Origin of the sequence: Eubacterium sp. AF22-8LB (assembly GCF_003458715.1) — a bacterium.
In the GTDB taxonomy this organism is placed as follows: domain Bacteria; phylum Bacillota_I; class Bacilli_A; order Erysipelotrichales; family Erysipelotrichaceae; genus Holdemanella.
This window is the reverse complement of record NZ_QRVI01000010.1, coordinates 18,123-32,030: the sequence shown is the minus strand read 5'-3', so window position 1 is coordinate 32,030 and position 13,908 is coordinate 18,123. Positions and strand designations below refer to the sequence as shown.

Sequence of the window (13,908 nt, the reverse complement as noted above, 5' to 3'; positions counted from 1 at the left end):
AATGAAGGTGATTGAATGAAACATAATATGAAATATATATTGTTGATATTTCTTTGTGCTATGTTTATGAGTGGTTGTAGTAAACAGGATATAGTGGAGTTGAAGCCTTTTGAAAATATCAAAGTAAAAGAAACGGGTTGGAATAAAAAGGGTAAGGTTAAAGTTGTTAGTCATGAAGTACATTACACAGGCAATGATCAGACTATAAATAAACTGATTGATTCTTTTCAATATTCTATTAAAAATAACAAAGGCTTAAAAAATGGTGATGTTGTTACAATAAAATTGGTTTATGACAGTGATTTAAAAGCCTTAGCAAATGTTCGCTTTGATAAAACGGAATGTACTTATACAGTACATGGCTTACATGATGATAATCGTAAAGTTAAAACAATTACAAATAAAAAGAAAGATCCAAAAAGTGGTGAAATTGTAGATGTAGCAGAACAAGTCATTACTGTTGATGGTGTTGAAATTCCAGCAGGTTGGAATCTTAGTGAAGAGGAAATACAAGATTATATTTCTTATGTGAAAAGCATTGAGAATGATGAAGATTCAACAGAATCTGGAGTTAAAGATGATTGGATACAAGGGGAATCAGAGTCCAAAACACATCGTAAAGATTCTAAGTATTTTACCAAAGATTATAACAACAATGATGTAGAATGCTATCAGGCTGCTTATGTATATGGACATACATCATCTCAGCTATTTAAGGTTATGCCTGTTTTTAAGGATGAAAAATCTATTGGATACAAATGTATCTTTAAGGAGAATTCAAATGAATGAAAATGTTGTTAAAATAATAAAACAAATTCATGAGTATATTATAGATAGTGCATTTAAAACTGAGAGTGTTTTTGTAAGGAACATACGTGTTATGAAATTCAACACAGATTTAGAATGGTTTAATTGTGCTTTAATTGCTATGAATTTTCAACCGTCAAACCGAGTGATTGTAAATACTCTACAAGGATGGGATTCTATCCTTGAATTTGAAGAAGAGAATAAGCCTATGCTAAATAGTCCACCCGTTCGATTATTAAAACCTGTCTATGACAGTGTAAATCATACTCTTCATTTTGATTTGATTGATACATATTATATTGATCAAATTGATGGCTTTATGCATAACAAAGTGAATTATGTTCGTGATTCATCAATTGAAAGAGTGATTAAGAAAAAAGAAAATTATGATACGTTGTTGAAGGTTTTGAAATATGGATGGCAGGATATCTTCGTAGAATCGTATTTGAAACTGTTTGATTTTTATCATTTTTCAAATAATGAAAAACGATTGTTTTATAAAAATCTATTGATGTATGTGTTTGGAGAAGAACTTAGAATAGTCAACCCCCACACACTATCATCTTTAAAAATTGAAGACGGCAATAAATTAACAGTTTATAAACACATGCATGAAGTAATTTCTTGTTTTCATATTGCATTTCAATCTTATTTAGATGATTTGGATGCGTTAATTATTGAAATTGGTGATTTAACTATTGAACAACCTCGCCTTAGATCAGAAGCTTTTCATTTGATGGAAAAAATGTCTAAAGGTATTTCGTTTGTAAATGAAATAGAAATGGATGAACAGGAAACATAGATTAATGATTATACTTAACGATTGGATGTGAATTTAATGAAACTAAGTATGGAAAAAGAATTTTTTGTTAATGAATCTGGTACTAGTGAGGTGGAATATTTTAATTTAGATTTAAAAGAAATATACTATGAAGATTTTATGGATTTTGTTTCTGACTTCATCAACGACACTAAATTGTTATTTATGAATTGTAAGAATAGTCAGTTTGAAAACATAATCAATGATTATGATGTGGATGAAAATTTATTTGACGTGTAATAAAGGTGGCAGTACTGCCATCTTTTAATATTTTGGAGGATTATTTTTAATATGAATGAGTATAACAATATAAGAGAAAGGTTTGATACAGATCGGATTATACAGCAGACAGCAAATCCTTCATCTCTATCTGCAATAGAAGCTCAACAAAAGTACAACAACAATTTAAAAAGAAGTATTGTAAGAAGTTTTGTTAAGGATCTTGAATCACTGGAATGGGATATAAACGAAAGTACTGATGGATCAGTGTTAATTGTTACAGAATATGATGATGAGTCTTATTTTTCATATTCAGATGCATTTGAAGCTTATAGAGATACAATTGTGGATGATGTTTATCAGGGTATACTTGATGGTGAAGGATACTATAATTTTTATCTTGATAAGGAACAAATTGTATTCCTTGGCTTGGAGGATGAATACAACAAACAGATGGAACACGCTGTTGAAGGCGTGAATATGAATCTGGAAGATATTGATGACAGTGTAAACGATATCTTGTTTGCAAATGAGTATCAACCAGATGTTACTGAAAATATCGTTGATCCAATAGATGAAGCGGATTTAAATGTCGAAACAATTACAGAATCAAATGTTGAGAATGTTAATGATGGACAGGAACATGAAAATGATTCTATATCTGATAGTGGAGAAATAAATCAAAGCCGAAGCGATAAATCTAAATCCAACGATTTAAAGGAGATCGCAAAACAAATAGATTTGCAAATGAAAATTGATGATGTAGCTATACTATGTGGATTGAATCTTGAAAAGAATGGTAGATTTTCGTTGCGTGACCGTGACCATGATTCACTTGTTTTTGATTTAAAACGTAATTTCTTCTTTTGGAATAGCCAAGGTAAACGTGGTGGATGCGTCAAACTGTACATGGAAATCATGGGTGTTGATTTTAAAAATGCAGTCTTGAAGTTGATGCCTCATATTGATTTAGATAAAGAATATGTTGAGACTGTCAGAGAAAAGCCTGCTGAATTATCGGATAATAATCGTCATTTAGATTTGTACAATCAGCTAAAAGAGTTGAATTTTGATACTGAGGAAAATAGATCTATGAGACAGTCGATTGCTTATCTTACCAAAACTAGGGGGTTGGATAAAGATATTGTCAACAAAATGATAACTGAAAAAATGATTTATCAAATATCGGATAAGTATGGTCCTAAAGTAGCTTTTGTCGGTAGAAAGGATAACATGTATATTTCTTCGGTTTGCCAGAGGTCGGTTTCTCCTAAAATTAAGTTTAAAGGTGATTTTAAAAATTGTAATTATAAGGTCGGATGGTTTTATGACCCTGAAACAAATGGTCGTTTCGGCGAAAAAGGGAATTCAAATAAGCCTCTTCTAGTGTTTGAAGCAAATATAGATATGATATCATATATGTCTTTGCTAAAAGAGTGTGGTGTAGATTATACACGGTTTGCATATCTGTCATGTAGTTCGATAAATCATGATATATGCATACCTGAAACATGTAAAGAATATGGCTATAATACAGTTCGTATATTATTTGACAATGACTATGAAGGAAAGGAAAACTGGGGGCAGAACAAAGCTAAGGAGATTTCAAGTGAATTATCTAAAACCGGCATAGATGCTAAACCGATTATTCCTGATATCCCATCCTGCAAAGACTGGAACGATATTATTGTTGGATACAGAAACAACACAATTTCTTTGGATACGATTAAAATACATATGCTAAAGGATATAAATGATTTAGTTAAGTCTATTCCTCAAACAAAGGATGTTCCTTTAACTAATATGGAATTAAATGAAAATGATTCATTAATAAAGTCTATTTCTTTTCTAGAAAATAAAGGGATTGATTTAGGTATTATGAGCCGTCTTTCAAAAACAAATAAGGGAATGTTTATTGATGACAAGGCTGAAACTTTTATTCAAACTAGAACTGATTTAGTTCCGTCAAACGAAAAGCAATTACTGGTTTTTGAATCTAATATAGATATGTTATCATACATGACTTTGTTGAAAGAAACTGGGCATAACTTAGCTAAATATGCATTTATTTCTGATGGCAATCTCAATGAATCGAAAATCAATGGTATCAAATCCTTCAATGATAAATATCAGTTTAAAGGCATTGCCTATATGCCTAGCAAGGGCGGAAATAAAAACAACAGCCTATCCGCAATGCATATTGTATCTTGTTTAGATTCATTTAATAACAATGGGATGGATGTAAGATATGTTAGTCCTGCTCATGCAGATAGTTGGAACGAAAGATTGAATCAATACAAGGAAGAAAAAAATAAGGTACAGAATCATAATGTTGTTATTGATAAACCACAAAATAAGAGTGTTTTACAAAGGATGCGTGATATGTCAGGTAATCCAGTATCAATTGATGAATTAAATCGTTCTGTAGGGCAGGAAAAAGAAATGAATAAATCACGATAGGAAAGATGGCGGTATTGCCACCTTTCCACTTTTTTTGGAGGTGTTTATGAAGGTAATTATTGCGGAAAAACCAAGCTTAGGAAGGACAATTGCCAGTGCACTTGGTGTTAACGAGAAGTATGATGGGTATTTATCTAATGGTGTTATCGTTGTTACATACGCTTTTGGACATTTGCTTGAATTGAAGGATATGGACCAGTATTTTGGTCATAAAGTTCCGTGGGGTGAAAATCTACCCTTTTATCCAAATCCGTTTGAATTCAATTTAAAAAGTGATGTGAAAAAACAATTTGACATTATATGTAGGCTTATAAATGATTCTGATACTGATGAAATTATTTGTGCAGGCGATGCTGATCGAGAGGGTGAAGTTATTATTCGTTTGATTTTAAATGCAGGTTTAAACTCAGAAAAGAAAATATCTCGATTGTGGCTGCCAGATCAAACACCTCAAACAATTGTTAAGCAGATGGATGAGAGGAAGCTTGACTCCGAGTATGATAATTTATTTTATGAAGGACTTGCTCGAACATATATTGATTGGGTACTTGGAATAAATTTAACAAGATCAATCTCATCAATCGCAAATCAAATGATGTCGATTGGACGTGTTATTTGTCCAATAGTCATCGCTATATATGAAAGAGATAAATCTATAGAGGATTTTGTTCCTCAAAAGTATTATTCGTTAATTTCAAATGTCGATGGTATTGAGCTTGTTTCAAAAATGAAATTTGAAGTAACTGACAGAGCTAATGCTTTGTCTATTTGCAATGATTATAATGTCACTGGAGGCACAGTTGTAGATGCTTCTTCCAAGGACACTGTAAAGACCAGCCCTAGATTGTTTTCTTTAAGTAAACTACAGGGGTATTGTGGTAAGAAATTTAAATTAAAGCCTGCTGAGACATTATCAATTGTTCAGACTCTATATGAGATGGGACTTGTAACGTATCCTAGAACAAACACAGAGTTTCTAAGCGAGAATGAGAAAGATAGGGTAAAAAATTTAATCCTTATCCACGACAAGAATGGAGAATTAATTTTTAAAGATACTAAGCGTGTGTTCGATGATTCTAAGATCGAATCACACTCTGCGTTATCGCCAACAGAAAATGTTGCGGATATTACATCTTTGTCAGAAAAAGAAGCTAACGTTTATAAAACCATATATAATCGTTTCTTCTCTGTATTTACAAAAGATGAATGCGTTGTTACTGAATCGGTGATTGCAATACAGGTAGGAAGATTTAATCCTGAAACTATTCAGTTAAAAGGGAAAATGTTTAAGTCATTTGGATGGATGAAATATGAAATGGATGACGCTAAAGATATTAGTTTACCAAATTTAAAGATAGGTGATCGAATTACTGTTGATTTTAATCCAGTGGAAAAGAAAACATCCCCTCCAAGTCATTATACTGTAGAGACGTTAGGAAACTATCTTACACACCCTTTTAAGAAAGACAATGAGTCGGTTGAAGATGAATATAAGTTATTGCTTAGTGGGTGCGAGATTGGGACCGAGGCAACACGTGCAGGTATCATAGAAAAAGCAATAAATGTTGGATATATTTCATTGAAGAGAAACGTGTATAGGATTGAGCCTAAAGGAAAATACATGGTTGAATCTTTACAGAAAGTTCATTGTGATATGTCACCTGCAAGAACCGTAGAAATGCAGAAAACATTGAAATCGGTCTATAAAGGGGATTTATCTATTGATGATGCATTGATAGAAACAAAATCGTTTTTAAATGAATATTTCAATAATTTATCAAACTATTCATTAAATAAATATGATAAGTCCAGTGAATGGACGGAGTATGGTAGTTGTCCGTGGTGTGGCAAGCCTATTTATAAATTAAAAGGGAAGTATGGAGATTTTTATTCTCACAAAAAAGATGACAGGACACAATGTTCATTTGCATTACAAAAGCAAGTAAATGTATTTGGGAATGAAATTGAACTAAGCGAAAAGGATATAAAATCTCTTTTGAATGGCAAATGTCCAAAATTCACTTTGTACTCTAAAGGTAAAGATAAGAATTATGAGGCTGGCATAAAAATAAAAGATACGCCAAAATCATTTAACAACAAGGATTATATTGATTGGGAACTAGTTTTTTCTAAAAAGAAGAAGTAACAGGGAATTAAGTCTAGGGGATAGAATATACAGGTCTTTATTTCACTACTTATAAATACGTCTCATTAAGTGATACTAGTCTCGTTTTATGTTTTTAATACTTTTTGATACTAGTATAAACGATTATTTTTAGTAGTCTCACAATGTATACTTTTCGGAACTGTTATTTTATAATAGTTGTAGGAATGTAGGTGAAAATTATGTTTTATGGTTACCATAGAGTCAGTACAAAAGAGCAGAATTTAGATCGAGGTGTAGACGGAATCAAATTGTTTTGTGAAAAGCACAATTATCCATTGCAAAAAGTATTTGTTGATAAAATCTCTGGGAAAACATTCGATCGCCCACGTTATACAGTTTTGAAGGAAGATGTGTTACGAGAAGGTGATACTTTAGTAATTTATGAACTGGATCGACTTGCAAGAAATAAAAAAGCTATTTGTGATGAGTTGAGGTATTATGAAGAACATGGGATTAGAGTTATGATTCTTGATATTCCTACAACAACGATTGAATTGCCTGAAGAAGCAGATAAGATGAATAAATTAATTACTGAAACAATCAATAAAGTAATAATTGAAATTTATGCTATGCAGGCAGAAACGGAAATGCAAAGAAGGGAAAAGAGACAACGAGAAGGAATCGAAGAAAAAAGATTACACGGTAATTGGGAAGAGTATGGTAGAAAGCGTGTAATGTCGGCAAAGGATTTTGCAAAGCATTACCAGAAGGTAATAAACGGTGAGCTGGGTTCGTTAGAATTAATGCGAGAGCTAAAGATGAAGAAAGCCACCTACTATAGATATGTAAATGAATACAAAGCAAATCATCAATAATTATGTGTAGGTGGCAGTACTGCCATCTACACATTTTTTTCTTTGAGGAGGACATTAATTTATGAAGAGAATTATAGCTATGTATTTACGAGTATCCACTTTAGACCAAGCACGAAATGGATACGGATTAGGCGATCAGGAGGTACAATGTAAGAAGTATATAGATTTGTATTATCCAAACGATGAAGTTGAAATTTATAAAGATGATGGTTATTCTGCCAAAAATTTAGAACGCCCTGAAATGGCAAGAATGCTTGATGATATGAAAAAAGGAAAAATTCATACAATTATTGCGTTCAAGTTAGATCGTTTAACCAGAAATGTTGTTGACACTTATAAACTAATAAAACAAGTGATGGATTACAACTGTTCTTTAGTTGCCGTTGTAGATAGACTGGATATCACATCAGCAAATGGAAGAATGTTTGTAGGTCTATTATCGTTGATAAGTCAGTGGGAAAGAGAGGTCATCAGCGAAAGAACCATTGCAGGGCTTGAACAGATGGTACGTAGTGGAAAATACCCATGTGGAGGGAAAGCACCATATGGTTGGAATAAAACAGAGGATGGAAAACTAGTAATAAATGAAGATGAAGCTGAAATTATTAATTATATGACGGATTGTTATATAGAGGGGTATAGTTTAAAAGATATAAGCAAGATGGTGTTTGCTAAATATGGATATCGTAAATCTTGGAGACACCTAAAAGAATTGCTGATACGTAAATTGAATATAGGAGTTTTTGAATTTCACGGAGCTTCTTATGACGATTTTGTTCCGCCAATCATGAATTTAAATAAATATAATGAGTTGCTTAAAATGGCAGCACATAGAGAAGTGCATAGTCTAGAAAAGCAGACTTATACTTTTCATCATTTGGTATATTGCTCTTGTGGGGAAATGATGCAACACGTATGTACTATAAAACACAATTCGGGTGTTAGTACAATATATAGATATTATTATTGTAGTAAATGTAACAAAAGAGTAAATCAATCCTTCTTAGAAAAAGAAATATTTGAAACTTTATTCTTGGAAGAATTTAGAATCAAGACTATTGAAAAACATAAAAAACAGGAGTTGATATTGTCATCTTTGGATGTGAAAAAAGAAGAAGTCTTTAATGCCTATAAAGAAAATATTATTGACTTTGATACGTATAAATTTACTATGGCAAAATTAGAGAAGGAAAGAAGTTTAGCTTTAAAAGAATTAACCTCTTTAGACATTGTATCCAATTCAAAATATTTTGAAATGACGCAAGATGAAAAATATGCATATGTCCATGATATGATTTCAAAAATTATCTTCGATTTTGATGAACAAATTGTACTCAGTATTCAGTTTAAAAAGAAGTGATTCTTATTGGTTATAGAATACTTGAATCTCAAATCATTGCCCTATGGGGATCGTATTTGAAAGTTCAAAAATAATAAAATGCTCAAATTATGTTTGAAATATAACATATCACACTGCTATACTAGGCATTGTTGGATGAGCCATAAATCATAACACTTGTAAATCAATATCATCCAACACTTTTATTCCATGAGCTGGCGTTTAACCCTTTCTGCCAGCTCCTTTTTTGTGCCTTTCCAATTAGAAATCAAGCAAGCACAAAAAAAGAGACATTCTAAGCGAATATCTCCAAATTCAATTCCTATACGATTCTAATTTTCACATTTTAATTCTTTAATCCCATACTCGTGAATTATATTCTCAGGAGCATTAGAATCAGCAGGATATAGTATTCCAGAAGCTGCATACTCATATTGTTCTAGTTCCAATACCGCTGGGTCAAAAGGTTTAACATCTACGTTGTATTCAGCGTAAATATTGTCTTCATCTGCAATCAAATCTGCTTTTATACATTCATCAATTTCATCAGCAGCATCATCTATTGTCTCTCCGTATGCAACACCAATTAATTCATGTTGGCTCACATTTTCTTCTAAATGTTTTAAAGACCTAAAAATTTCATATCTGTTCATGTATCTTTCTCCTATTATCTTCTTGTGCATGAGTATAACATTGCATTTGAACTCAAGCAAGAATTAAGACTATAGCTCTAGATTAAATAGATTGCATAAAATGCTGCTTTAACAGGTTTAACTTGGTCGACTTTCTTAAAAATTCACTATCAACCAGCCTTCCTATTTTTTGATGTTAGAATCTTTGTATTTGCTTTTTTCTATTTTTCTCAAATAAATTTCCGAAATTAATGTTATTTCCACATTGGATTGCTACACTGAACGTAGGAGGTCTTAAATGATGAGCAACAAACGTATATTACCGTCCATAGGACTAGAAGGATCAAAGGAAGAATTGCTTGAATTCTTATCAGATTTTGAAATCAATAAGATAGCAATTTCTTTTGTAGGGGATAGAATGGTTCTTACACGTCTATTCCAGTAGATGGGTTCTAGTAAAAAAAAAATCAGGACCTAAAATGTTTTGACACTTTGTAAAAAGATAAGGCATATTGTAATGGGGATTATAAAAAATTTGCACCTTTGCAAAAAATATGGTATATTACATATGACGAAGGTGACCAGGGGTCACAAACTGGCGAATCACTAATGTAACCAATCATTAGGGTTTGCCTTTTATTTTATCTAAATTAGACAAAGAAAACCCTTTAAACTTTAAAGGCTTATTTATCCCTATCAAATTTTAAATATGAAAAAAGTTATGACAGTTAAATCGGCCACAACTTTTTATATTTTACGATAATATGCTTTTGTACATAACGTTAAGAATACGTATAATTTTTGCGTTAGATGGATTTATTTTAGCTTGGATTTCATCAGGTTTTATATCAACAATAGGGTATATTTTAAATAAAATTTCTAGTGTAGTAAACAATTGAGATTGTTCAATTTTTTTTGTTTTAATCTCAGACATTAAAAAGGGGAGAACTGGTTCATAATGATTTACAATATTTCTTAATTTTCTAATTTGCTCAATCTGTCCAGCAAAAGCAACGACGTTTTTTGAACTTACTTTAGTTGTATCTATATTCATTATTTTCGATATTATCTTTTTTTGAGGTTCATCAGGAAGCATCAAAAATAGCGTTTGTAATTCTCCCATAGTCAAAGCATTAGGAATAATCCATAAAGGAACTATTTGTTGTTTTTTATAACAATGTCGAATTAATTTATTCGAACATTCTTCATAATCTTCTAATTCACTTCCATCTATGCTAGAATTTGTTGCAATTTTATAAATATGAATCAAAACATCAGTTTTTCTTTTAATATTGTAATTATCAATTATTTTCTTAATATTTCCCTTTTCTGTTACATATAAATAATTAAAATTTGAACAAAACTGTGGAGAAAGCTCGGTCTGTTTTGTTATAAACGATTGTATTTCACTCACATAAGAAATACAATGAATATCTTTTTCTTCATTATCTATATATAATTTACAGATTTCTGAAAACAGAACATTTTTTAACTTTCTCTCGAAATAGCCGATTGCTTCATAAAGCTTTTTTGCAAATTTATCATCTATGTTTATTAGATTTATCAATTCTTTAAAATTTGCTTCTTTTTTATAAACCAACTTTCCTTTATTATTTCTCCCCGTTGAAAAATATTCTTTGTATGGATTAATCAAAGAAATGTAATTTCGCTCTTCAAAATAATGTCTGTCTTCATCATCAACGACAATTTTTTTACTCTCTTTTAAATATTCTATTTGTTCATCAATAGTCATATATGTTTTATAATTTGTACCTGTTTCACTCATTTAATTCACACTTTCTCATATTGTAACCGTTTCTATTTTACCATGAAAGTGGTTATATTACTAAACGTAATAAATGCTATTTTAAGCCTATAAGTTCTAATATTCCTTCTTTTAATTTCGGATGGTTTAATAACTTCTTTTTAAGTTCTTTGCTTGAAATGGCTATTGGAGAAAATGGTTTAATGCCTAAATATAGGTCCTAATTCTTTTACTAGAACCAGTAGATGCCAACCTTATGGAATTGTATGAACAAGCTTATGGAATCTCACAATCTTAATAAAAAGAGGCTTTAGTCGATATTTGAATATTGGCTAGAGCCTTTATTTATATGCCTTTATATAAAGTAATTAGCATGCTTATATGTTGTTGGATAGGATAAAAGCTTATTTTAAACGCCTTTTTCGGCTTCTTGTTATTTTTTCTATTGTACATCCACCTTGTAGGTGGTAGAATTTAAACAGAGCTAAATTGGATAAAAAAAACTCCACGAGGGAACCAACCTCTGGAGGGATGACCAATGGTTTGGTGGAACCATTTGATACTATAATTCTATCATTCTTTAGAATTATTTCAAGATGTTAAGTATCAAATATTTCAAAGGACTGCTAAATCAATAGGTTAATAGTGGTCCTTTTTTAGTTTTATAAAATTGAATAGAGTTGTTTAAACTAGAATATGCTTGGTGATATGGGTTTTGCAATAGCAAAATAAAAAAAACCAAAAGCGAATGATTTGACCGTCAAATCATTGTTCATTCGTTTTCGGTCCACCTATATCTCACAGCCACTTTTATAATGCTTTTTACTATGCTTTTTCGGCATCGAAAGCTAAGCAGCAGTTCGATCAATAAAATTAATGGGAGCGCGTACGGGATTCGAACCCGTGATACAGCCTTGAGAGGGCTGTGGCTTAACCGCTTGCCGAACGCGCCATGTGCTTAAATATTATAGCACAAAATAAAAGAGAAGTTCAAGACTTCTCTTACAATTCGGCAATTAAATCACATAGATTTTTATAGGCTTTTTTAAAAGATTCTAGGTTTAGCTTTTCTTCAGGAGTATGACAACCTTGGGCAATAGGTCCGTATGTGATGATATCTAAATCTGGAAGCAAGCCTTTTAGAATACCCGTTTCCATTCCTCCGTGAGATGCTTCCGTTTCCATTTCTATGCCTTGTCTTTCTAAGACTTCTTTTAATTTTTCTCTTAATGGACTGTTCGCTTCATAGTTCCAACCACAGAAGTTTGTATCTTCATGTTCACTCGCATTACATAATTGCGCAATCATTTTGATTTTGTTACCTAATTCATCTTTCATAGATTCTAATGGGGAACGAATACAGAAAGCACATTTGACTTCATTTTCTTCGGTTCTTAATTTACCTAAGTTTAAGGATGCCAATGTTAATCCTTCAATGGCCATAGATTTATGCTGTAAACCATTTGGTAATAAATAGTATAGTGTAATCAATTCGTTTGTATCCTTTGAAGTAAAGGCTTGAGTGACTTTCTCTGTTTCTTTCAATTGGATATCAAGTTTACTATCACTAAATTCAAATTCTGTTTTTAAATCAGCCACGATTTGATCTATATTTGGCTTGATGTCTGAAACGAAAGTAGCTTCTGCTTCTCTAGGAATCGCATTTTCTTTCAGACCACCATTTACAGATACGATTTGAAGATCTTTTAATGTTTGTAGAACTCTAAATAAGATTTTAATTGAGTTACCCTTTTCTTGATCAATGCAAGCACCTGAATGACCTCCATCTAAACCTTTAACAGTAAGCTTATATGTCGGCTTATTTACGTCTTCAAACGTGCATGTCTTATTCACATAGGCATAGCGACCACCACTTGTTGTGGTGCAAGTACTAACTTCACCACCCCCATCAAGACCAATCATCTTTTTGGCATTGAAGTATTCTTTCTTTAAATTAATAGATCCTAATAGACCTACTTCTTCTTGTACCGTAAATACGCATTCTAAGTTTGGATGTTTTAGAGTATCATCACTAAGAATGGCTAACATGTAGCTAACTCCAAATCCATCATCGGCACCTAATGTTGTTCCTTTCGCTTTTAACCAGCCATCCTCTACATATAGGTTTAAGCTATCGGTTTCAAAATCAAAATCAACATTATTGTTCTTCTCACAAACCATATCCATATGTGCTTGTAACATTACAGTATCGTGATTTTCATAGCCTGGTGTAGCCTTCTTATAAATAATCACATTGTTCATGTCATCGCGAACATATTTAAACTGATGTTCTTTCGCAAAGCTTTCTACATAGTCTGCGATTTTTTCTTCATGAAATGATCCATGAGGAATTTTTGAGATTTCTTCAAAATATTTGAAGATCGCAACATTTTCATCTAATACACTCATTGTTTGTACCTCCACTTGATTAACCATAAGTATAATCAAAAAAATGAGAGACGCAAGTCCCTCATTATTGGATATTAATGTATCTTGTTTCTTCTTCACGCTTAACAGGTTTTGTAGGTAATAAAATGAACAATTCACCATTTTCAAAACGAGCTTTGATATCTTCTTGCTTGTAACCTTCACCGATATAGAAAGAACGAGAATAAGAACCTGTGAATCGTTCCTGACGAATCACACGCGTATTTTCTTTATTTATATTACGAGTAGCTGTAATCTTTAAATATCCATCTTTCAATTCGATTTGAATATTTTCTTTTTGAATCCCACAAACCTCCATGCAGATCTGATAGTAGCCATCCTTTTCATAAATGTCTGTTCTTAATACAGTATTTGTATCTTGTTTTTTAGTATCATTGAAAAAGTCATCAAAATAATTAGGGTAATAGCGCATATTGAATCCTCCTTAGCACTTATT

At 31.7% G+C, this 13,908-nt stretch carries 12 protein-coding genes and 1 tRNA gene; 8 read left to right on the top strand and 5 right to left on the bottom strand.

Features of this window, described 5'->3' with window-relative positions; translation table 11 throughout:
* The first annotated feature begins 15 nt into the window (after positions 1 to 15).
* From DWY01_RS05295 to DWY01_RS05265, 7 genes are all read left to right on the top strand, one after another.
* On the top strand, positions 16 to 789 hold the full coding sequence (locus DWY01_RS05295) for a hypothetical protein (RefSeq protein WP_117994350.1): 774 nt from the start codon (positions 16 to 18) through the stop codon (positions 787 to 789).
* Positions 782 to 1,609: a hypothetical protein gene (locus DWY01_RS05290; RefSeq protein WP_117994345.1), complete on the top strand. Its 828-nt coding sequence runs from the start codon at positions 782 to 784 to the stop codon at positions 1,607 to 1,609. The genes DWY01_RS05295 and DWY01_RS05290 overlap by 8 nt, the downstream gene beginning before the upstream one ends.
* A 36-nt stretch (positions 1,610 to 1,645) precedes the next feature.
* The gene (locus DWY01_RS05285) at positions 1,646 to 1,867 is read left to right on the top strand and encodes a hypothetical protein (protein WP_117994341.1); all 222 of its coding nucleotides are present in this window, start codon (positions 1,646 to 1,648) and stop codon (positions 1,865 to 1,867) included.
* A 51-nt stretch (positions 1,868 to 1,918) separates the two neighbouring features.
* Positions 1,919 to 4,306 (top strand): toprim domain-containing protein, encoded by a 2,388-nt coding sequence (locus tag DWY01_RS05280; protein ID WP_117994336.1) that lies wholly within the window; start codon positions 1,919 to 1,921, stop codon positions 4,304 to 4,306.
* 46 nt (positions 4,307 to 4,352) lie between these two features.
* Positions 4,353 to 6,452, top strand: coding sequence for a DNA topoisomerase (locus DWY01_RS05275; protein ID WP_117994332.1), 2,100 nt, complete (start codon positions 4,353 to 4,355; stop codon positions 6,450 to 6,452).
* 200 nt (positions 6,453 to 6,652) lie between these two features.
* Positions 6,653 to 7,288 carry a recombinase family protein gene (locus DWY01_RS05270; protein WP_217798216.1) on the top strand — a complete coding sequence of 212 codons (636 nt, stop codon included), beginning with the start codon at positions 6,653 to 6,655 and terminating at the stop codon, positions 7,286 to 7,288.
* Positions 7,289 to 7,349: 61 nt separating this feature from the next.
* Positions 7,350 to 8,648: a recombinase family protein gene (locus DWY01_RS05265; protein WP_117994329.1), complete on the top strand. Its 1,299-nt coding sequence runs from the start codon at positions 7,350 to 7,352 to the stop codon at positions 8,646 to 8,648.
* Between the two features lie 311 nt (positions 8,649 to 8,959).
* Here the strand turns inward: DWY01_RS05265 and DWY01_RS05260 are convergent, their stop codons facing one another.
* A complete protein-coding gene (locus tag DWY01_RS05260) occupies positions 8,960 to 9,280 on the bottom strand; it encodes a hypothetical protein (protein WP_117994326.1) in 321 nt (106 codons plus the stop codon).
* Between the two features lie 277 nt (positions 9,281 to 9,557).
* Here DWY01_RS05260 and DWY01_RS11510 point away from each other — a divergent pair, with 277 nt between their 5' ends.
* Positions 9,558 to 9,704: a hypothetical protein gene (locus DWY01_RS11510; RefSeq protein ID WP_158553658.1), complete on the top strand. Its 147-nt coding sequence runs from the start codon at positions 9,558 to 9,560 to the stop codon at positions 9,702 to 9,704.
* 309 nt (positions 9,705 to 10,013) lie between these two features.
* Here DWY01_RS11510 and DWY01_RS05255 read toward each other — a convergent pair whose 3' ends face one another.
* The 4 genes from DWY01_RS05255 to DWY01_RS05240 form a co-directional block, all read right to left on the bottom strand.
* Positions 10,014 to 11,045 (bottom strand): Abi family protein, encoded by a 1,032-nt coding sequence (locus DWY01_RS05255; RefSeq protein ID WP_117994321.1) that lies wholly within the window; start codon positions 11,043 to 11,045, stop codon positions 10,014 to 10,016.
* A gap of 856 nt (positions 11,046 to 11,901) precedes the next feature.
* A tRNA-Glu gene (locus tag DWY01_RS05250) sits at positions 11,902 to 11,976 on the bottom strand.
* A 50-nt stretch (positions 11,977 to 12,026) separates the two neighbouring features.
* Positions 12,027 to 13,433, bottom strand: coding sequence for a beta-Ala-His dipeptidase (gene pepD / locus DWY01_RS05245; protein WP_117994317.1), 1,407 nt, complete (start codon positions 13,431 to 13,433; stop codon positions 12,027 to 12,029).
* Between the two features lie 64 nt (positions 13,434 to 13,497).
* Entirely contained in the window at positions 13,498 to 13,884 is a 387-nt protein-coding gene (locus tag DWY01_RS05240) for an Hsp20/alpha crystallin family protein (protein ID WP_117994313.1), read from the bottom strand.
* Positions 13,885 to 13,908: the final 24 nt, after the last annotated feature.

Bases quoted from the DNA above. Each gene is read 5' to 3' on its own strand.
- DWY01_RS05295 (WP_117994350.1), top strand. From the start codon at position 16: ATGAAACATAATATGAAATATATATTGTTGATATTTCTTTGTGCTATG.
- DWY01_RS05290 (WP_117994345.1), top strand. From the start codon at position 782: ATGAATGAAAATGTTGTTAAAATAATAAAACAAATTCATGAGTATATT.
- DWY01_RS05285 (WP_117994341.1), top strand. From the start codon at position 1,646: ATGAAACTAAGTATGGAAAAAGAATTTTTTGTTAATGAATCTGGTACT.
- DWY01_RS05280 (WP_117994336.1), top strand. From the start codon at position 1,919: ATGAATGAGTATAACAATATAAGAGAAAGGTTTGATACAGATCGGATT.
- DWY01_RS05275 (WP_117994332.1), top strand. From the start codon at position 4,353: ATGAAGGTAATTATTGCGGAAAAACCAAGCTTAGGAAGGACAATTGCC.
- DWY01_RS05270 (WP_217798216.1), top strand. From the start codon at position 6,653: ATGTTTTATGGTTACCATAGAGTCAGTACAAAAGAGCAGAATTTAGAT.
- DWY01_RS05265 (WP_117994329.1), top strand. From the start codon at position 7,350: ATGAAGAGAATTATAGCTATGTATTTACGAGTATCCACTTTAGACCAA.
- DWY01_RS05260 (WP_117994326.1), bottom strand. From the start codon at position 9,280: ATGAACAGATATGAAATTTTTAGGTCTTTAAAACATTTAGAAGAAAAT.
- DWY01_RS11510 (WP_158553658.1), top strand. From the start codon at position 9,558: ATGATGAGCAACAAACGTATATTACCGTCCATAGGACTAGAAGGATCA.
- DWY01_RS05255 (WP_117994321.1), bottom strand. From the start codon at position 11,045: ATGAGTGAAACAGGTACAAATTATAAAACATATATGACTATTGATGAA.
- pepD (WP_117994317.1), bottom strand. From the start codon at position 13,433: ATGAGTGTATTAGATGAAAATGTTGCGATCTTCAAATATTTTGAAGAA.
- DWY01_RS05240 (WP_117994313.1), bottom strand. From the start codon at position 13,884: ATGCGCTATTACCCTAATTATTTTGATGACTTTTTCAATGATACTAAA.